Source organism: Bacteriovorax sp. BSW11_IV, from assembly GCF_000447755.1.
GTDB lineage: Bacteria > Bdellovibrionota > Bacteriovoracia > Bacteriovoracales > Bacteriovoracaceae > BSW11-IV.
Genome location: NZ_AUNE01000037.1, coordinates 1 through 19,919, shown reverse-complemented (window position 1 = coordinate 19,919; position 19,919 = coordinate 1). Strand labels below are relative to the sequence as shown.

The window sequence follows — 19,919 nt, the reverse complement described above, 5'->3', positions numbered from 1 at the left end:
GCCTCCAAAAAAAAGGCCGTCCCTCGGGACGGCCTATTTAATTCGAATTAAGAAAGGTGCTTACCAACGATTGAAGCTAGTTCAAACATAGTAATCTCTGACTTTCCGAAAAGCTTCTTAAGCTTATCGTCTGCCATGATATTTCTCTTGTTCTTAGGATTTTGAAGATTATTTGCTTTGATATAATCCCAAATTTTCTTAACAACTTGAGTTCTTGGAAGAGCTTTATCACCTACGATAGCTGCTAGATCTGCAGATGGAGTAAGTGGCTTCATGAAAGCTGCATTTGGCTTTCTTTTAGTTTTAGTTTTCTTAGCAGCAGCAGCTTTTTTTGGAGCAGCAGCTTTTTTAGCTGTAGTCTTCTTAGCAGCAGCTTTCTTAGGAGCAGCTTTAGTAGTAGCTTTTTTAGCAACTACTTTCTTAGTTGCTTTCTTTGGAGCAGCAGCTTTTTTAGCTGGAGCTTTCTTAGCAGCTACTTTTTTAGTTGCTTTCTTAGGAGCAGCAGCTTTTTTAGCTGGAGCTTTCTTAGCAGCTACTTTCTTAGTTGCTTTTTTAGCAGCAGCTTTCGCTGGAGCTTTTTTTGTTGTTGCTTTTTTAGCAGCAGCTTTTTTAGCTGGAGCTTTCTTAGTTGTTTTCTTAGCTGTTTTCTTAACGGCCATACAATCCCTCCAAAAGGTGTAAGTGTGTTTCAACCATTATTTTATAAAGACTTTTCGTTTTTTGAAAGCATTTACTTAAATAAAAAATTAAAAATCAGATTTTTTTTATCCACTCTACTACAAGATTATCTTTTCCAACTTTCTTATTTGTCTTCACATAACCGTGACTCTCGTTAAGAGAGTATTGACGGAAATTATCTATACGACAGTAATTGTAGATTTCTTTCGCCCCATTATCCTTAGCTAATTCTTCAATGAAATTCTTAATCATGTGAGAATATCCACTACCTTGATGGTTCTGTTTAATTGACGTGTGCTTTGAGAAAAGCCCCTGTCCATCGCGCTTTACGAATAAAGCAGCGACAACTTCTTCGCCTAAATTGGCAGAATAAAGCTCCCAACCGTCTTTAACTTCGGCCTTAATTTCTTCAAGATTCCACTGGAAATCGGGACTATCCGAGAAGGCATCAATATTGTACTGAAAGATCGCATTGTAATCACTTTCAGTTTTGGCCTTTACAAAAGCAAGTTTCATAGCATTCCTTCGCTAGAGTTTATTCAATTATAACCGTATTTTCTTTGGAAAAAAAACTACAATTTTGAAACATAGGCCGCCAAATCTTCAATATCTTTGTCAGAAAGATTCTTAATAAATGGCAACATTGTAGGATTTTTACGATCTAGAGCTTTAAAGGCCTTGATTTGAGATACGATATACCAGTCAAACTGACCAGAAATACGTGGCGCTTTCATCGCTTCATTCCCTTCTCCAGCTGGACCGTGACAAGAAACGCATGTCTTATAAAGAGTTTCACCTCTGGCCGCGTCTGCTGCATATGAATTCGCTGTGAGTAGTAAAGCAATGAATGTGAGAGTCTTCATCAAATCAACCTCTTTAGTAGTAACAAATAATGGATTTAATTAAGGTGATATTACATTAAGTGAATATCACTGTGCAACCCAATTTATAGGGAAATGACCCTTATCATTGGAAATTTTCCCTTCGACTGCCTTTAGTGCGCTCGTTAAAATAAACGAATGCACTTCTTGTCCATGTGAGAAAACGACAGTTTCATCGTGGATATGAACAAGCTCTAGCTCTAAACTTGGCAGTATTTTATTTAATTCACTAAAGGCATGACCAAAGAAATGCACTTTATGAACTAAGGTACTGTCCGTAAATGAGAATGACTCAATTGATTTGAGCTGAAAAAAAGAGGCCATAATTTTTTGTTTTACTAGCCCCAACCAATGTTCCAGCGCCTCAGCTTCTTCAATCACTAAGAAGCTAGTCATAGGTTCATCGCGCAGAAAATTGTCAATTTCTCTAACTGAAAGCCCATTTAGACGGGCATAATTTTGATCTAAGACCAAAACTCGAAGTGCAACCGCAATTAGTTCTTGAATGGGTTCAAGGTCCTTAAAATCGAAATAGAGCTCTCTCAAAAAAAGAGAATTATCCCATTTTGCCGTGATCGTGATGAATTCATCTTCATATTGGCCATAGGTTGCATGAGAAGAGCTATTAAATTCATTCTTCAATAATTGATATTTTTTTAGAAGCTCATGGCCTCTTTGAGAGATCGTAATTGCTGTTTTTGTCATGTAAAGCAAATCCATTTTCAGGTATAATGCTATATATCTATGGAAAAAGAAGCATTTTTACAACTTTTATCTGATCAAAGTGAACTCGCAATCATTGGGCCTATGCCTTTTGAAGACGATATATCTGTTGAGACTCCTATTTTATATGTGGATGGTGGAATAAATCACAAAAGATCAAAGGAGCACGTCCACTTCAGCGTTGGTGACGGGGACTCTGCCCACGATCCAAAACTCATCAACGAGCGCCTGCCAACAAATAAAGACTACACCGACTTGGAATATGCCTTATCAATAGTGCCTCAAAATATTTCCATCATTACTCTTTATGGATTTATGGGTGGACGAATTGACCACGCCCTTGGAGTTCTTGGGAGTGTATCCCACTTTTTAGATCAAAATCCTTCTTGCGTCGTATTGCTTGAGAAAGTCTTTATGGCCCATCCTCCTGGTCATTTTTATTTTGAACACAATGGGACCTTTTCTGTGTTAAGCCTCTATGAACAACACGTTTCAATAAGTGGAGATTGTGAATTTTTGCTAAGTGATGTTGAAAAAATCAGGCCAATGCAAGGACTAGGACTAAGCAACAAGGCCTTTGGCACAGTGAAAATCAGCTGCCAAAGACCATTATTTATCTATACTCACATTGAATAATTATTTTTTAGGAAGATAGATAAGAGTTCCAAATAAATTCTTTTCTATATCAATTCTATCCATCAATTGGTGGCGGTAGGCCCCCTCGAAAAATCTTTCTCTTTGATTGTCAAAAAAGGGAGACGCCTGGTGACCAGAGTTTCCAAGTGGCAAAATACCATAGGAGATTTCTGGTCTAGAGAAGTCTATTAGGCGTCTTGTACTCGGTCCAGAGCCTACTTTATGACCATTCTCGCAACCTTTTCTCTTTTGGTGATTAATCGCATTGATGGCCCCGTTAATGGGAAACGGCCCAACATTAAAAATCTTATCCAACGGCCACACAACACCAAGTGGATGAGCAAATTCCAATGTGTGAACACGGCCCCATTTCCATTCTTTGATATCTGGACCTAATTCTTTAGAAAGTGTTTGCACCGTGTGCTTGAAAATTTTTTGTAAGGCCTGACCACGATTTTCTCGGGCCGGAGTTTCTTTAAAATCCCAAAGGAGTGAATCCACATCGCGCAGTAGTCTTCTAAAAAAATGCCATTGTGCCTGAGTTTTACAGTAGCGCACATATTCATCATGAGGAACTTCATCAAGCACTAACTCATTAATATCTTTTGTAAATTGATGGAAAATCGTTGTACTTACTGAGTCTTTTTCACTGCGCCCACTCCATGTTTTTAAGATTTGAAGCGCTTCTTTTTCTACGCCTTCCCAACTAAAATCAGAGAGAGCATCAACCAAATAATCTTTATCTTTCAAACTATCCATGTCAAAAGTTGATGTTTGAACACTCTTCATTCCTTCTAACCCCCAGTCACTGCGGCTATCGAGGAGAAAGTGAATCGTATTGAAGCGATTTGAAACTTGCCACCAGCCACGAATACTCATATCTGAATCCGGAAATCGGTTGTTCGCTGATACAATAACTCCGTCTTTTGGATTGAATAAATGAGGCTTATCATCAAATTTCATATGCCCTAGGTAGTCATCAGCACTAGTTGACCCATCGTAGATATAGTCATTGGCAAATGGTTTCTTGCGAAGAGGAATTTCTCCAAAGAGCCAATGTCCAATATTTCCCAACTTATCTGCGTAAAGAATATTGAGGCCAGGCGAAGATCCTTTAGCAATGGCATCTTTAAACTGCTCATGATTTTTGGCGTGATTCATGCCATAAAAAGCTTCAACAGGTCTGTTTTTATCGAGTAAGAAGGCCCATTTCAATGAAAGATTTTCGCCTAAGATTTCATTCAAAAGAGGTCCATTGCGCGTTTTTCTTATTACTAATTTATAATCTTCACTTCCACGAACACGAATCGTTTCATGTGAAATGTCTAACGGTAAAAGCTTGTCATCATATTTGTAATGATCACCTTCTATGGTTTCACGGTAAATATCCATATCATCTATATAAGACATCGTTAGGGCCCAGCCATAGTCGCGATTGTGGCCCAAGGCCGCAAAAGGTATGAGAGGTAGAAAGTGGCCATACATTTCATGTTCTTTATTCTCATTCTTCAAATGAAGATGTGCCTCATACCAAACCCCAGGCAGCGAATATGTGATATGAGGGTCACTTGCCAAGATAGGTTTTTTACTTGCCGTTCTGTGCCCACTGACAACCCATGCGTTAGAGCCTTCGATGGGATAAAGATAGGTTTGCAAAATATCTTGTATGCGATCAAACACCTGAGGCGACATCATTGAAGTCACTTTTTTACCATTTTCTTCAGGAAGGTAGGGATCGACACGAAACTTTTCAACGAGCTGTTCGCCAAAAAGATTTTTCCAGCGTGATAAAAGAGGATCTTGATTTAGTGCCGGAGAAAAACCGTAGGCCATATAGGCGATAAATCCGTAAATATCAGGCACAGTGAAGTGATCGGGGCGATAAGATAAAAGATGAAACTCAACAGGTAATGTGGCCTCATCGATAAAAGAATTAATTCCGGCCAAGTACCACTCGATTTTTTCAACCATTTCTGGATTGAGCTTTTTTTGTTCATAAAGTTTAGCAAATTGATCACGGGCACCAATTGTGCGAAACAATTTATCAATATCGAGAGTTTTCTCACCTAATATTTCACTCAGTCGACCTGCTCCTACCCGACGAAGAATGTCCATTTGGAACAGACGGTCTTGGGCCATCGTGCGACCAAGGATGGAGTACATATCCTTATCAGTTGAAGCATAAATATGAGGAATCCCCTCTTTATCACGAAGAATTTCTACCTGATTTTCGATGCCCTCGATATGCACAGAGCCTGAATAAACAGGGGCACTACCAGAATAAATACTCTCTCCATAGAGAGCAAAACCACAAATAACAAATATAAAAAAGACGCTGATCGCGATGAATGATTTTTTCACAAAGGCCTCTCGAAGCAAAATAACTTTTTGCCTTATAAAAGAATGAACTTTACTATAAAAACATGAATACAATCGAAAAGAAAAGCGAAAATGTCCGTTATAGACTAGTAGACCACTGGCGTGCGGTGGCCATTATCCTTATGATATTCTTTCATTTTTGTTTCGACTTAGACGTCTTTGGCCATATTGATATTGATGTCCAAGAAGATCTGTTCTGGTGGTTTCTACCGCGATTAATCGTATTCATGTTCATGATGGCCGTTGGCATTAGCTTGAGGCTAGTGCATAAAAATGGTCTGCGCTTAAGGAAGTTTTGGCCAAGGTTTGTGCAGCTCATCTTTTTTGCAATGACCATCACCATAACAACCTATTTCATGTTTCCAAAGAGCTGGGTATACTTTGGCACTCTCCACTGTATTGCTGTCTGCTCTGCTCTAGCACTACCCTTTATTCAAAGGCCCAAACTCTCAGGTGCGCTTGGTCTTCTCATTACCATTCCTGCGCTTTTTGGGTTCAACTACCCTTTTCCAAAAATGGCGCACATCTCCATGGATTATATTCCTGTGCTTCCTTGGTTTGGTTATGTTCTGCTTGGAATTTTTATTGAATCTAAAAATTGGGATAAAATCAGTTATCCCCGATTCAAAGGTGATCGAATCCTCGACTTCATGGGCGCTCATGGTCTTTTTATTTATGTCATTCACCAGCCCATAATGTACGGCCTAATCTATGGATTCTATTTACTGCACCGAGGCTAAAAGTAAATTTTTTGTCAACTTAGAAAGATTTCAACCAATTACTGAGGCCTAAAATTGCACCACTCTTTTCACTGTGGTAAAAGCCTGATGTTAATATATTTTTAGGAAAATTCATGAGTCTTGAAAAAGTCTACCAGAAGCTTGAACGTACAATTGGCGGCCTAAAGTTTGCCGTTGTTATTATCTCTATTTTTACAATTTTTATGATTGTAGGAACTTTTATTGAAAGTTATTACGGCACTGACTTTGCGGGACGATTGATTTACAAGCACCCCATTTTCATGCTTGTTCAATTTCTCATGATGTTAAGTATCATCTTTGCGACATTAATTAGAATGCCTTTTAAAAAGCGCCTTCATGGTTTCTATGTCATTCACTTAGGCCTTATCCTCATTGGCTGTGGCTCATTTATTACTTGGTACGCGGGTATTGATGGTAGTATCTCACTTGATCCGAATTCTCCTTCACGTCATGTTTTTCTAGGTAAAGATGTTTTTAAAATTCATTTTCAAGATGATGGTAAGCAAGTCACTTACCACCTTCCCAATTCTGCCTTTACCACAAATATCGACGACTCGTATAACGACATCGCTTTAAAAGAGTATATTCCTTTTGCTGATCGCAAGCTCGTTTGGAGTAAAGAAAAAAACAAGTACGATGAAAATGAAGTGCGCCACTCATCGAGCTACCTCCTTTATAATGACAATGTAAGCCAGGACTTTATTCTTACGCTACACCCTGAAGGTCAAGATTTTGAATCAACTCTTAGCATGGGTCTTTTGAACATCAACTATTTGCCAGCTCCACTGGCCCCATGTTTTGAAAAAGAATCTGAGTCTAAAGTCATCGTTTGGAATGCTAAAACTCGCGAATGTTTCACTCCGGAGGAGCGCGGGGCTAAAGTTCAAACAACAAAAAGCAATGTGCGCTTTTTTGCCTTCAAAGAAGATGGTCGCGTTGTAAGTTTTTTTCCTGATATGTCTCCATGGGCCTTTGATGAAAGTATCAAGCCCATGCAAAACGCTGAGTACCGTGTATTTAGCAAGAAGCTATTTGAAGAAAAACCATATCTCTTTCTCTTTGGTGACAAGGCCGCTTATTACGATAAAAATGCAGACACACCAAAATGGGTAACAAAAAATTTTGAAGGGGCCAAGCGTTCAATGGAACTCCCTTGGATGGGCTTTACTCTAGAATTAGTACGCCATGAACCAACACGCGTCCCAGTCTATGAACCAGAGGCGACTCTACCAATTCAAAAGAATGGATCAATTATCAAGGGTGATCTTCGCGCTCTTAAAATCCACGTTCGTGGCCAAGATTATTGGGTGACAAGTGAGCGCCCTCTTCGTCTATTAATCGATGGAAAAGATACCCTGTTCACTGTGCAAAAAGAAACACTTCAGCTGCCATTTGAATTTGTTCTTACAAATTTCAAAATGGACAAAGACCCGGGAACAAATAACCCAGCAAGTTACGAGTCTTTTGTCACACTTTTCACAAAAGAAGGGCCGCAAAAGCATCATATTTATATGAACAACCCACTTAAGTATGATGGCTTCACTTTTTACCAAGCATCTTACTCACAACATCCAGAGACAGGGATGTATAGTTCGACATTAAGTGTAAACGTAGACCAAGGTCGCTTCCTAAAATACCTGGGATCATTACTCCTAGTCTTTGGGGCCACTTGGCACTATCAAATAACGAGAAAGAGAAAACAAATTAAAAAAGATACGGCCCTATTTGAGGCCACGGCTTAAGGATTGAAAGTATGAAAAAAGTTTTATTAGCGCTTGCCGTTCTTCTTAGTATGTCGGCCATGGCCGAATACAAGGGAGACCTTTATTTTTGTGCCAATAAAGAGCTTGAGAAAATGCCCATTCAACAAGGTGGACGTACTAAGCCTCTTTCTGTGCATGCAACAGAAACTATTAAACACCTTGCAGGTAAATCAAGTGTTGAAGGCCTAAATGCAACAACAAGCTACTGTCTTCTAAGCTTAAAAGGAATGGGACTCCCTGTACCTCTTATCATGCAGGCCCATATCGAACACGTTGATACAAGAAAATTCCTAGAGCTTGGTGAAGGTGTAAAAGATGTTAACTATGATGAACTTGTTCCTGAGTTCGCACGAGTGCGCGCTGAGTGGCAAGCTCAAAAAGTTGATACGAGCTACAAAAAAGATCTGAATAAGCTTTTATCACGTATCAATCTATATGCTGAACTTCGCGACGGGGCCAATTGGTTAATTCCAGAACTAACACCAGAAAACGCTTTTACTTGGACACCAATTTCTCATTTTTTAAATGAATCAAAAGTTGTCGCAGCAAGAGAAAAAAACTCTGACCCTTTCTCATATATTCTTCTTGAAGCAAAAGGGACTTTTGATCGTATTCACGACCATATCTACCTAACAGAATATACATATTCAAAACTTCATCTTCCCCATGTGGCCATGCTTTTGTCACTTATTGGGCTAGCTTTTCTAACTCTATTTAAGAATTTTAAATTGGCCCTAAGCATGAGTGTTCTGACTGTAATTGTGCAAACAGCACTTCTTACTTTTAGGGTTATGATTTCTGGACGTGCGCCAATTACAAATATGTATGAAACTGTTCTTTTCTCTGGATACGGTGCCCTTATTATCGCATTAATTGTTGGTCACTTTAAAAAAGAGAAAACATTTGTTTACATGGGTCTTGCCTACAATGTTTGTACAATGTTCATGTTAAATTTTGCAGACGGAATGTTAAACGCTTCTATCTCACCTCTAGTTCCAGTTTTGAGAGATAACTTCTGGCTTTCAACTCACGTGACAACTATTATCCTTTCTTATGGTGCCTTGGCGCTAAGTTGGATTCTAGGAAATACTGTTCTTATTAAAAATACATTCAAAACACTTACAAACGAAGATATGAAGTACTATACAGATCTTATCTATACGACATTAAAGTATGGAACAGTTCTTTTGGCCGCCGGTATTATTCTGGGTGGTGTTTGGGCCGACTATTCATGGGGAAGATTCTGGGGTTGGGACCCGAAAGAGACTTGGTCATTGATTGTTCTTTGTATCTACATGGCCATTTTACATGGTAAGTACACGTCTTGGATCTCTGAAAAGAGATTTATTCCTCTTACAACGGCATCATTTCTAAGTGTAATGATGGCATGGTTCGGTGTTAACTACATTCTTGCTTCAGGACTTCACTCTTATGGATTCTCTGAAGGGGGGGCCATTTTCTTAGGGTCTTTCTTCTTGATTCAAGTTGCTCTGTTAGCAGTGACGACACCAAAACTTCTAAAAAAAGAAGTCTAAATAAAATCGAGGGGTTATCATTTTGGTAACCCCTTAATATTTCATTCTCTATCCCATTATCCTATAGAATTTTCAAAAAGATAACGCATCGCAAACAACTTTGTTATAGTCCGGCCATGACAAAAAGGACAATTCATTCCTATTCATACAGAACGCTTATCTTAGTGGGCCTTGTGGCCATTTTCCTAAGTGCATGTGGAAAAAAGAAAAACCTTGTCACCTCCACAACAAGTCCAAAAATTGAATTTTATAATGCCTGTATTGTGTGGAATGGAGATAGTCGTGAGGAGATCACACGCTCTTCCTACAACGATCGCTTAGCGGCCAAAAGTGTTGCTTTAATGATGCCCAACTGGGCCATGAGCGATTATGACCATTTTCAAAAAAGAGTGCGTACAGAAAATCTGTATACAGTGGGCGAATTAGTTAATCTTTGCACTCATGAAAAATTTGCTAACGAATTCTCTTACGGAAACTGTACAGGGTTTCTTGTTGATAAAGACATTATGCTCACAGCTGGCCATTGCTTTGATGACGGAGTCGATAATATTCATGCTAATTGCGACAAGTATAGCTGGGTGTTTGATATGGATTCTGATCAAAAATATATTCCAGAGAGTAATATTTATGGCTGTAAAGAAGTGCTTATTCACTCAGTAAATTCAACAACCGGTGAAGACTTCACGCTCTTCAGACTCGATCGCAATGTGCGTGGCCGCAGACCATTAAAAATCGATTACGACTACCGTCCAAATTTAACAACAGATATGGCCATCATTGGACATCCGTTAGGAATGAAAAAAATGATCGCCAAAGATAAAGGCTCATTTAAATTAGATCGCAATGACGACATGTCTTTTTACTATCTTCTCGATACTTTTCCTTCGAATTCGGGCTCACCTATTTTTGATCAACAGACTGGAAAAGTCATTGGTCTCCACGTTGCAGGAGACCGTAATTATCTCACTAAAGATGAGAAGAATAACTGCATGAAATACACCAATTGCACAGGTACAGTCGGCCCAGACTCTTGTGCCCCTTCTAAAGGGATTTTACTCTCTTCAATAAAGAACTACATAGATTCAGCTCGCAGTTGCCAGTAATCATTGGCAATTTCATTTTTCCTAAATTGTTAAAAGATTTTAAAACCCTCTCTAATTCAAGAGGATGGAACACTCATTTTTTTAAGCTTGGGCCACAACTGTCTTTAGGATGATAATGGCCTGTGCGCAGATGTAGGAGCGGTTATGAAAATGAGAGTTGTAGAAAATTTCAAAGACATCAAATCACTGTTACAAAACCTACGTGACAGTGAAGTTAAGCTCCATACGCAAAGTGGCCCATTAAAAAATTTGAAATCGATCATTTTCAAAGTCAATGAGACCGATGAAACCTTTTGCACGAGATCTGATTACGAGTCTCAATTCCAAGAAAAAGAAATGGTGATCTTTCGGGATGAATCAGAGATGACATTCACGGCGAAACTCAAAGAAGTGAAGGCAAATTATCTCGTCTATTACTTTCCAGAAAGCTTTCAAATGCCAGATACAAGAGAGTATTACCGCCAAGAATTTCGTGATAAGACAAAAGTCATCATGATTAAAAATAGCAAAGGTGCTCTTATAAAATGTAAGGCATTTGATATATCGCAAGGGGGATTGGGGCTAATTGGAATAGAAGGAATTGATGGCAACTTAGTAAAAGATGAAAATGTCGTTATTGTCTCCATTGGCACATCTCGTGCTCTAAACACACCAGCACGCGTGGCGTTCATTAAAGGTGTTGGTGCCGGAAATACCAGAAGCTTCAGAATTGGCCTAGAAGTCCCTAAAAACTATTTACTAGATGAAGGTATTGTTAGTTATTTCGCAACGCAAGAGGCACTTAATAAGGCAAAAAACTAGACCTTTTCCGACTTATCTGCTCAAATAATCTCGTCAAAATAAGTTTGCCCAAATTCAAGGAGAGAATTGCGATGGAATTGATTCCTGTTCAAAATATTAAAGTGAATAACCCCTATCTACGCTTCAACACTAATATTGATGAACTCAAAGAGAGTATCAAAACGGTTGGACTGATTAATCCTATTGTTATCAATAAAGAAAACAAACTTATTGCGGGTGGAAGACGCTTTAGTGCGCTCAAAGATTTAGGCTGGGAAGAAGTGCCGTGCATTAGAGTTGATGAAGAAGGCCTCAAAGAAGAACTTATTTCAATTGATGAAAACCTTGTTCGCCAAAATCTTTCAGATGTTGAGCTTGAAAATTGTCTACGCCGTGGAAAAGAGATCTATGAAACTCTTTACCCTGAATATAAAGAAGAAATCACGCTCGAAGACCTTAAACCTAAAAAACCAAAGAAAAATCTTTCAGAGCAAGAACTTGAAGAAGAACTTGATGATGCATTTACAGAACTTAAGAAAAAGACTTTCGTTCAAAATATGATGAATAAAACAGGAATGAGCGAAACGGCCATAAAAAGAGCGATTCTGAGAGACCAAGAATCTTCTCATAGTGTGCGAGAAGCTAGAATTCGTGGCGATATTGGGGCCAGTCAGGTGAATGAGATTATTCGCCTAAAAAAAGAAACTCAAGACGAAATTCTTCCCTATATTAGTGATAAGGCATCTCACCTTGTAAAAGAGATCGTAAAAGATGTTGAGGCCCACGGTCTGGATGTAGCTCTAGAAAAAACGGCAAACTTCAAGCCTATTACGAAAGAATTTATTGCTCTTAAGAATATGTCGCGCAGAATGAATCGAGCAGCAATTAAAATCATTTCACTTGGTGAAATGTACGATGGCCCAGAAAAAGATGAGGCCGTTAATGAGCTTATTATTCTAAAAGATACTATCGATGAATTAATCGAGGCCTATAAATAGGATAAAAACCAAGAAAGCAGTTCTCTCCATTAAGTAGAGAACTGCATTTATCTAATCTAACTTCAGCCAGCGAAGCGCTACATTACTGCCACTTTGACACATAAAACTCTTGTACATACCATCTGCAAATTCATGGACATCCATGACGATACAATTTGATGGAATTGAAACACTATAGCGAATCGGACGAATAAATTCACCGTCAACTTCCTTCATCATATAGATTCTATTTCCAACAACAAGAGACGAATTAATAAGAACGGACATTCCCGAGAGCTTATCAAAAGTTTCTGTAAAACTTGGACCGGGAAAGCTTGATTCTCTATCGAGAGGAAGCTTTTGCATATGATCTCCCTCCACAAGCCACATATAATAGCGACTCTCTACAAGTGCTTTCTCTCCAAGAACATTATAGAGTCTAAACGCTGGGTCAGACCAATCTTTAGAATCGAAGATTTTGGCCTCATTATTTTCATTAAAGTAGCGCATAGTGTTTCGAGATAATAAACTTGAAAAATAAGCGACTTCTTCTTCAAATGTTTCAACCGTATTATTTTGCAATGAGAAATCTTTTAAATCTAATCTCTGCACAGATGCAACGGTCTTATTCTTAAATGAAATTTTATAAACTTGATCCTCTAAAAAACCTTCAACAATATAGAGGGCCTTCAAATGTCCATTAACCTTATCTTCGGCCGTTTGAGAATAAACATGAATAAGATTGATTTCATCCCCAATATCAAGATTCAACCTCTCACTCATTTGAGTAACAAAATCAAAATTTTCTAGTGTTCTAATTTCAATTTCAACACTGTCACCTTTAACAATAGGGTTAAAGTAGTAAAGTCTCTCTTTTTTGTTGTTAGGTAATTCACTAAAAAAGTCTTGTGAATTGTCAGCACTTGGAATAAACCAGGCCTTTGCAAAGCTTGGAACATTAATCTGCCCAAGAACCGGATGAGAAATCCTCATCATTTCTAGTTGCTCAATACGATCTTTAACACTGATGGGATCAAAACCATTATTTTCTAAAGACCATGTTGAGTATTTGCCGAATAATGGTGAACCATCTTTGGCAAAGAATTTGAAATAAAGCCCCTCATCCTTACCAAGAGAATAGGTCATATAATCGGCCTTACCATCACCATTGATATCCACTTTAAATACACCAAAAACAGACTGCGCCTTAGGAACGTGAAGTTCAATAACTCTAAAAGAACTTCCATCTGTTGAGAGGATATTTAGTGGAGTTGCATCGACTACTTCCTTTATTCTTTTAGGATCAAAATAAAAATATTCTTCATCACTATCTAATCTCGCTTTATCAAAAACTCTTTTTAAACGAGAAAGCTTTCTATCTCCAGAGAAGTAGCTTACAAGATCACGGGGTATGTTTTTGAGAATAAGACTCTTATTTCGAAGCTCTCTTTCAATATCTTTAATGAGAACAAACTCTCCTCTATATTCTCTCGTTTTATTCTCGTATCTAAGGGTAAGAGTAAATGGGATATGGGAATCTCCCATATCATTAAGAACCTCACCTTTGAATGACAGCATGGCCTTATCATTTTGAAGATCTAGAGAAATTGAGCTGTTTTCAATATCAACGACATGACCTTGAGTTTCAATTGACGCCACTACTTTTGAGAGATTGGCGCCCAAAACATCAAGAGGAATTTCCAAAAGAAATTTTCCAGAATCTCTAAGTTCGACTTCTGTAAGATTTTTTAGAACTGGATCGATGAGTCCGGTAGATTTATTTTCAAGAAGCTTGTTAATTTGTAACAATCCGTACTTAGATGAAAAATCTAGAGGACGAGAACTATCGTAGAGATTGGCCTTTATCTGACCAATACTCGCTTGAGGATACTCATGACGATACAGCGCCAAAGCACCTGCAACAAATGGCGCGGCCTGAGAAGAACCGTTTTTTCTTTCATAACCACCAATTCTTAATGAGCGTGACTCCATAACAGTTGGGTATGTGCTAACGATTCCCTCACCTGGAGCATACATATCAACTTTCAATCCATAATTTGAGAAACTCCCCTTTAGGCCTTGATTATCTATGGCACCCACACAAATAACTGTGCGATGAGAACAAGGATAGACAGGATTACTCTTATTATTATTTCCACTGGCAACAACCACAGGAACATTCATTTCATAAGCGCGCGAAAGGGCCAACTCAATATCCCTTTCATGAATAACTTTTGGCCAACCTAAGCTCATATTGATTACAGAGGCCCCATTATCAAGGGCAAAGTTCATGGCCTTGGCCACATAATAAGTTAAAACTTTTTTATTATATGTAAGCCCTTCTAAATCATCACCTAGCACTTTAAGAGGCATGATTTTAGCAACACTAGCGGCAACACCATCGATACCTAATTCATTTAATGAAGCTGCAATGATTCCGGAAACGTGAGTACCGTGACCGTTGGTATCTACATAATTTTCATTATCATCAAGAAAATTCCAACCACTACATTCTTTAGAAGTATCGCCCTCTTTATCAGCAAAGCATGGCCCTTCTTTTTTCCACAAATTTTGCACAAGATCAGGATGCTCTTTATCTAGTCCATGATCAATCACGGCCACAATGATATCTTTTTTCTTTGCAATAGATATCTCAGAAGAAGCGATATCAACGCCACTCTTACCTTCTACTGGACCTTGAGTTAAAGCATCATCTTGACGATAAATGACTTGTCCTGTGTTTTTGATCCCCCACTGCATTGAGCGCAGGTCAATATCAGATGCAAAGCTTAGTGTTGAAACCAATGAACATAGGGAAAAGAAAAATGAACACTTCATTATAAGGCCTCCCTAATCCACTGCCCAAAGAGCTCAGCTCCTTGAACTTTAAATGTCGTCTGTAGCTTTAAAAATGGTCCAAACGCCGAGCGAGAACCAATCTCACCTTCAGAATTAGAAAGAATTTCTCTATTTAAATATTCCGAATCTTTTCTAAAACCATTAATAGAACCATAAATATAGTAGTTGCCTTCACCGGCCATATCATAAAGAACAGAAAAAGGTAGCGACTTTGCGACAAGGTCCACAAGATCAATCATACATTCAGAATAGCTATCAAAGCGTACTTCGTTTTTATAGCGATTACATTTTTTAATACGAGAATTAAAGTAATCAAAATCACCACAACGAAGGTCCTCAACAATTGTTCTATTTTTATCTTCATTACATCGAAAAGAGATTTCATTCTCTGAAAGATAACGTCTTTCGATTGCATCAATATCTTTTCGAGATAAAGAAAGTATATTTTTAATTCCTTTATTGTAGATATAGATATTTCCTTCAATATCATAAAGGTTTAAATCAGTTGCATCGTACACATCATTCATTGTGAAAAGTTCAAAACCAAATTGTTCATTTAGCTCTTCAACATGATCTGCGAGCTTGTCTCTTTTCATTTTCCAACCGGCCTTCCCACGACGAACAGTCATAAACTCTTCGAGAATTCGGCCATTTACTCTATCAACATTAGATTCATAGATTGTTTTATCTGTAAGTGACATCCCAAATGGAGTGTGACCAGGATTTTTCCATGGTGAATTTCGAACACGAAATTCTTCTTCCTTTTTGATTAGAAAGTAATTGGCCAAATCTTCCGCGAATGCTCTTAAATTCACCCCCCGTAGCTTCTCAATCCCTCTTCTAATGAGATGAGATGTTTTCTTTCCAGGGATATCAATGGCATAGCGACCAGTTTTTGTGAGTTTTTTATAACGCCACCATAAAAGAGCAAACTTAAATGATTTGTCGGCAAATTCATTTTTTACAGTTAAGGCCAAAGTCTTTGCTTCATCCAATCCATTTGTATGTCCTTTTTGTAACAAAAGGGCCAAAGATCTGACAGGATCAACTTTGCTTTGATCTTCATCTTTAGCAAGGGGAACTCTATAGTAGCGAATACTATATCCTCCAACATCTCCACCATAACTTAGACGAAGAATAGGCGCTAAATGTTTAACATCAAATCCTATAGACCAACCTGTTCCATGTCCTTTATCAACATAGACTTGCATTACGTTGCGACTTTCACGATAAATATGAATTCTTCCCACTCTTATGTGGTCTGTGGCCGCACTCAAACCAAGATTTGTTCCTGACATTGTTGTATAACTTAATTTACCAAAAACTTTTGGTGTAATTGAAGTTGTAATAATTAAAGATTCTCCAACACCAAGAAGATTATCGAGTTTATTGAAAATTTCTTTTCGCTCGTTTTCATCTTTTGCGTCAGAAAGATTGAATAAGTTTTTCTTTAATGCCATTTTTGAAAAATTCACAAGCATTTTGCTATAGGGAGATTTCATGGCCTCTTTTAAATCTTTCAAAGGTCTCATGTGAGTATATGTTTTCAAAAAACTCACATCTCCTTTAATATAGGCCCCATAACCAGGATCAAGACCTTCAATTCCAAGGTGGCCGCCAAGTGAAACAGAAGCCCCAATAGTATCTGCAATTTGAACAAGATTATCGTTTTGTCCCTGTGACCCCATAACAACGTCACGCGAAAGAATGACATTTCCATCCGCTGTAGGTGAAAACCATGTACCAACACTTCTTTCTCTAAATTCACCTGTTTTCAAATAGTGCTCAAGACCTTCTTTAAAGTCTTTTTTAAACCATTCTCTTTGCGCTTCAGTAACATCAATAAAAGAGAGTTTTTTATTAACTCGCGACATCAGCTCATCAATAACCTGACCTCTTAATTCAGAGAAAACATAATATTCGAGATCTTTAAAGGGACTATCTGGTTCTCCGTGAGCAAAGAGTGAAGCGTATCCTTCAAATTCTTCTTTTTTAAGAATCCCTTCTTTAAGTTCTTCACCAAAGTTTGGAGTATAGTTAAAACTTAATTCTTTTGAATTAATTTCAAATAATTTTAAAATACTATTTCTTCTTGAAATCAACTTCTCAACAAGAAGAGTAGACACAGATTGTGGATATTTTGCACTCTCCACAATTTGTTCAAAATCATTGCGATTAAGTTTTGCTAATTTATTAAGGGCCCATTTGGCGTCAAAACGATCGGCGCCAGTTGCCGTCACAAAAAAATGATCAAACTGAACTCTGTTTTCAGACTTTAATCCCATCTTCCAAGAAAGCTTATTCACACTCTCTGTTACATCAGTGAGACCATAATATAAACCGGCCGCTCTAATAGTTCGCGAGTAAGTGTACTTTGGAGGAATACCATAGGCCAAATTATAGAATGAGTTTTCGGCAAACGAATAAATCAGCACGTCTTTCAAAACGATCTTTTTTTCTTCTTCTTTTACAAGCCATCTTTTGGCCACAGCACTCGTGGCCTCAAAAACATTTTTATCTAAGAAAGCACGTTTTTCATCTTCATTATTAAAAGAAACTTCAATCTCTTCCAACCACTGTAGTCTGGGAACAATATAGCCCATCTTTTGCAAGAGAGCTTTTCTCAGCATTATTGAGTGGGCCTCTTTGGACATTGAAATTACAAAGCGCTCATTTGATTTCGAGCGCACATTGAAACGAAGGAGTCCAGACTGAGATGAGATGGCCCCCGAATAAGAGAAGGCCTTATCATCTGTGATCTTATCTTCGTTTGCTTTTAAATAATCTTTGCCATCCCATATATCGTTTGGTCTTGGTTCAAGAGTAGATAAGTCTATGGAATTAGAAAGTTTTCTTGCTTCTTCACTAGTAAGTATCTCCCCTTTGGAATTCAAAAGATCGGCCGCTGGCAGAAATTTTCCATCCAGAGCAATGACTTCACTGGCCGCAAATGAGGCCAATGAGCGGATGAATAGGAGTATTAAGATACTGATTTTATAAGTATTTGTTTTCATAATAGGCGACACTAACACAGCGCAACACTTGAAGCTATAAACAAAAAGAAAATGTGAAAAAAAAACCCAGGCACAAGGCCTGGGTTCACCCTATATAAACACGCTTTAGATAAGCGATATTATTAAAGCTCAATTCCTAAAAGGTCTGGAAGAAGTTTGTTTTCTAAGCTCTCTGCAGAGATTTTATTTTTCTTAGCTACTTTTTCAACTAGCTTATCTTTGAACTCTTTATCTTCCATTGCTTTTTGGAAGTCAGAGAAAGTTGCACCAGTGAAGGCCTCGATATCTGCTTTAAGTGCAAGCTCATCATCTGCTGTTAGCTTCTCATCAGCAGCACGAGAAAGCATTTTCTTAGCTTTTAGACCAAGAGAAACAAGAGACATAGATGATTGCATATCAAGTCCGTAGGCAACTGATACTCCTGCAGCTTTTTGAATCATTGAATTTTTCTCGATTTCTGAACCGATCATTGAAACGTCAGTTGTTTCTGTTTCATCTTCATACTCAAGACCAGAGTCAAGGCCTAGGTAGTAATCTTCGTAGTAATCAGAACCAGAGTAAACAACCTCTTCGTATTGATCACCATAACCATCACCTAGGTACCCATTATAGAAGTTATCATCCCATTGAACGTCACGGAATGCTTCACCAAGGTTGAAGTTGCTTGAATAGTAATCGTAGTACTCAAGAGTTCTGATGTAATCTAGAGATACAGCGATATTTTTGTCATACTTTGCATCGTAAACTACGAACCAGTTTCCATATCCTCTTTCTGTGTCGTACTGATCTTTAACAATATAAGAAGAGTCCCAAGAAGCTGAACCATCTACATCATTAAGTGCGTTAACAAAACCTTCGGCAGTAATATATGTAGAAGTTTGCCATGATTTAGATGGAGTAGATGAACCACCGCCACCACCGCCACCGCCGCCACCACAGCTAGCTAATGCTGAACCTAGAACAAGAGTCGTCATAAGTGTTTTTAAATTTTTCATTCTCTCTCCCTTTGCAGAATTTTGCATCACATTATTTTTTTCATCAAAAACTCCATCCTGGAATAGTTGAGTTACTCTATACAATACTCGTGCCAAAATTCTGAAGCGATGTAAGAGGATTTGATTTAATTTTGGTGTCACTATGAACATTTTTCAGACTTAAAGTGCACCTTGCTAAGCATCAACCAGTTATCTTGGTATCGCAGCGCACCACGCAATGCAGCATTTCAACAAACGCTCTATCAGACAAAAGAACACTAAGTATTGATTGACGAATGAAGGGCCTACCATTAGCCTTCTAGCTGATATTTTATATATTTCATTTTTAAAATATAAAACAGAAGGTATCTGAAATCATGGTAGATTCAGTCCAAATTGAAGACATTGACTCACAAGTTTTAAAAGAGCTTTCGCACTTCGAAAACTTTTTTGCTCGCATGGGCCTAAAAAGAATCGATGGTGCTGTCTACGGTCTTTTGGCCCTATCAGAAAGACCACTTCGCTCAGAAGAAATTGAAAAGACCCTTGGTCTTTCTCAAAGTGCTGTTTCAATGGCCATAAAAAATCTTACCTCTCTTGGTGCCATCCACTCAATTAGTGATCAGACAGAAAAAAGAGTTAAGCTTCATCAAGCGAAAGTAGATGCTCTCTCTGTTGTTGCCAGCGTCTTTAGAAAACGTGAACAAGAGTATGTAAGTGAATTTAAAAGTATGGCCCAAAGACTTATGGCCAAAACTTCTGAAGAAAAAACGCCAAAACGTCATCAACGACTTCTTTCAATTATTGAAACTTGTGAAACTGCAGAGTCGGTCATGAGTTTTGTCATCAATATAAC

General features: G+C 38.1%; 16 protein-coding genes. 8 read left to right on the top strand and 8 right to left on the bottom strand.

Annotated features, from left to right (window positions below):
* Positions 1-47: 47 nt before the first annotated feature.
* The 4 genes from M899_RS10215 to M899_RS10200 form a co-directional block, all read right to left on the bottom strand.
* The gene (locus M899_RS10215; protein WP_021271356.1) at positions 48-659 is read right to left on the bottom strand and encodes an SWIB/MDM2 domain-containing protein; all 612 of its coding nucleotides are present in this window, start codon (positions 657-659) and stop codon (positions 48-50) included.
* Positions 660-753: 94 nt separating this feature from the next.
* A complete protein-coding gene (locus M899_RS10210; RefSeq protein ID WP_021271370.1) occupies positions 754-1,194 on the bottom strand; it encodes a GNAT family N-acetyltransferase in 441 nt (146 codons plus the stop codon).
* Between the two features lie 56 nt (positions 1,195-1,250).
* Entirely contained in the window at positions 1,251-1,541 is a 291-nt protein-coding gene (locus M899_RS10205; RefSeq protein WP_021271361.1) for a c-type cytochrome, read from the bottom strand.
* A gap of 66 nt (positions 1,542-1,607) precedes the next feature.
* Positions 1,608-2,264 carry a hypothetical protein gene (locus M899_RS10200; RefSeq protein ID WP_021271362.1) on the bottom strand — a complete coding sequence of 219 codons (657 nt, stop codon included), beginning with the start codon at positions 2,262-2,264 and terminating at the stop codon, positions 1,608-1,610.
* Between the two features lie 39 nt (positions 2,265-2,303).
* Between M899_RS10200 and M899_RS10195 the strand changes: the two genes are divergently transcribed.
* A complete protein-coding gene (locus tag M899_RS10195) occupies positions 2,304-2,918 on the top strand; it encodes a hypothetical protein (RefSeq protein ID WP_021271369.1) in 615 nt (204 codons plus the stop codon).
* On the opposite strand, the gene M899_RS10190 is transcribed toward M899_RS10195, so the two are convergent.
* A complete protein-coding gene (locus M899_RS10190; protein ID WP_196801755.1) occupies positions 2,919-5,279 on the bottom strand; it encodes a penicillin acylase family protein in 2,361 nt (786 codons plus the stop codon).
* A 62-nt stretch (positions 5,280-5,341) separates the two neighbouring features.
* Here M899_RS10190 and M899_RS10185 point away from each other — a divergent pair, with 62 nt between their 5' ends.
* The 6 genes from M899_RS10185 to M899_RS17755 all read left to right on the top strand — a co-directional run bounded on the left by M899_RS10185 (position 5,342) and on the right by M899_RS17755 (position 12,237).
* On the top strand, positions 5,342-6,037 hold the full coding sequence (locus M899_RS10185) for a heparan-alpha-glucosaminide N-acetyltransferase (RefSeq protein WP_021271358.1): 696 nt from the start codon (positions 5,342-5,344) through the stop codon (positions 6,035-6,037).
* A 113-nt stretch (positions 6,038-6,150) separates the two neighbouring features.
* Positions 6,151-7,800 carry a cytochrome c biogenesis protein ResB gene (locus tag M899_RS10180; RefSeq protein WP_021271366.1) on the top strand — a complete coding sequence of 550 codons (1,650 nt, stop codon included), beginning with the start codon at positions 6,151-6,153 and terminating at the stop codon, positions 7,798-7,800.
* An 11-nt stretch (positions 7,801-7,811) separates the two neighbouring features.
* Positions 7,812-9,356: a cytochrome c biogenesis protein gene (locus M899_RS17760; RefSeq protein WP_021271357.1), complete on the top strand. Its 1,545-nt coding sequence runs from the start codon at positions 7,812-7,814 to the stop codon at positions 9,354-9,356.
* Positions 9,357-9,472: 116 nt separating this feature from the next.
* Positions 9,473-10,459: a trypsin-like serine peptidase gene (locus M899_RS10170; protein WP_081653797.1), complete on the top strand. Its 987-nt coding sequence runs from the start codon at positions 9,473-9,475 to the stop codon at positions 10,457-10,459.
* A 144-nt stretch (positions 10,460-10,603) separates the two neighbouring features.
* The gene (locus tag M899_RS10165; protein WP_021271365.1) at positions 10,604-11,260 is read left to right on the top strand and encodes a PilZ domain-containing protein; all 657 of its coding nucleotides are present in this window, start codon (positions 10,604-10,606) and stop codon (positions 11,258-11,260) included.
* A gap of 71 nt (positions 11,261-11,331) precedes the next feature.
* Positions 11,332-12,237: a ParB N-terminal domain-containing protein gene (locus tag M899_RS17755; protein WP_021271360.1), complete on the top strand. Its 906-nt coding sequence runs from the start codon at positions 11,332-11,334 to the stop codon at positions 12,235-12,237.
* A gap of 51 nt (positions 12,238-12,288) precedes the next feature.
* On the opposite strand, the gene M899_RS17750 is transcribed toward M899_RS17755, so the two are convergent.
* The 3 genes from M899_RS17750 to M899_RS10145 form a co-directional block, all read right to left on the bottom strand.
* Positions 12,289-15,054: a S8 family peptidase gene (locus M899_RS17750; protein ID WP_021271367.1), complete on the bottom strand. Its 2,766-nt coding sequence runs from the start codon at positions 15,052-15,054 to the stop codon at positions 12,289-12,291.
* Positions 15,054-18,089: a hypothetical protein gene (locus M899_RS10150; RefSeq protein ID WP_021271355.1), complete on the bottom strand. Its 3,036-nt coding sequence runs from the start codon at positions 18,087-18,089 to the stop codon at positions 15,054-15,056. The genes M899_RS17750 and M899_RS10150 overlap by 1 nt, the downstream gene beginning before the upstream one ends.
* Positions 18,090-18,211: 122 nt before the next feature.
* The gene (locus M899_RS10145; protein WP_021271364.1) at positions 18,212-19,084 is read right to left on the bottom strand and encodes a hypothetical protein; all 873 of its coding nucleotides are present in this window, start codon (positions 19,082-19,084) and stop codon (positions 18,212-18,214) included.
* 356 nt (positions 19,085-19,440) lie between these two features.
* On the opposite strand from M899_RS10145, the gene M899_RS10140 reads away from it, so the two are divergent.
* Positions 19,441-19,919 (top strand): GbsR/MarR family transcriptional regulator (locus tag M899_RS10140; protein ID WP_021271359.1); only part of this gene is annotated, 479 nt, incomplete at its 3' end.

Coding starts and splice junctions, on each gene's coding strand:
- M899_RS10215 (WP_021271356.1), bottom strand. CDS start 659: ATGGCCGTTAAGAAAACAGCTAAGAAAACAACTAAGAAAGCTCCAGCT.
- M899_RS10210 (WP_021271370.1), bottom strand. CDS start 1,194: ATGAAACTTGCTTTTGTAAAGGCCAAAACTGAAAGTGATTACAATGCG.
- M899_RS10205 (WP_021271361.1), bottom strand. CDS start 1,541: ATGAAGACTCTCACATTCATTGCTTTACTACTCACAGCGAATTCATAT.
- M899_RS10200 (WP_021271362.1), bottom strand. CDS start 2,264: ATGACAAAAACAGCAATTACGATCTCTCAAAGAGGCCATGAGCTTCTA.
- M899_RS10195 (WP_021271369.1), top strand. CDS start 2,304: ATGGAAAAAGAAGCATTTTTACAACTTTTATCTGATCAAAGTGAACTC.
- M899_RS10185 (WP_021271358.1), top strand. CDS start 5,342: ATGAATACAATCGAAAAGAAAAGCGAAAATGTCCGTTATAGACTAGTA.
- M899_RS10180 (WP_021271366.1), top strand. CDS start 6,151: ATGAGTCTTGAAAAAGTCTACCAGAAGCTTGAACGTACAATTGGCGGC.
- M899_RS17760 (WP_021271357.1), top strand. CDS start 7,812: ATGAAAAAAGTTTTATTAGCGCTTGCCGTTCTTCTTAGTATGTCGGCC.
- M899_RS10170 (WP_081653797.1), top strand. CDS start 9,473: ATGACAAAAAGGACAATTCATTCCTATTCATACAGAACGCTTATCTTA.
- M899_RS10165 (WP_021271365.1), top strand. CDS start 10,604: ATGAAAATGAGAGTTGTAGAAAATTTCAAAGACATCAAATCACTGTTA.
- M899_RS17755 (WP_021271360.1), top strand. CDS start 11,332: ATGGAATTGATTCCTGTTCAAAATATTAAAGTGAATAACCCCTATCTA.
- M899_RS17750 (WP_021271367.1), bottom strand. CDS start 15,054: ATGAAGTGTTCATTTTTCTTTTCCCTATGTTCATTGGTTTCAACACTA.
- M899_RS10150 (WP_021271355.1), bottom strand. CDS start 18,089: ATGAAAACAAATACTTATAAAATCAGTATCTTAATACTCCTATTCATC.
- M899_RS10145 (WP_021271364.1), bottom strand. CDS start 19,084: ATGAAAAATTTAAAAACACTTATGACGACTCTTGTTCTAGGTTCAGCA.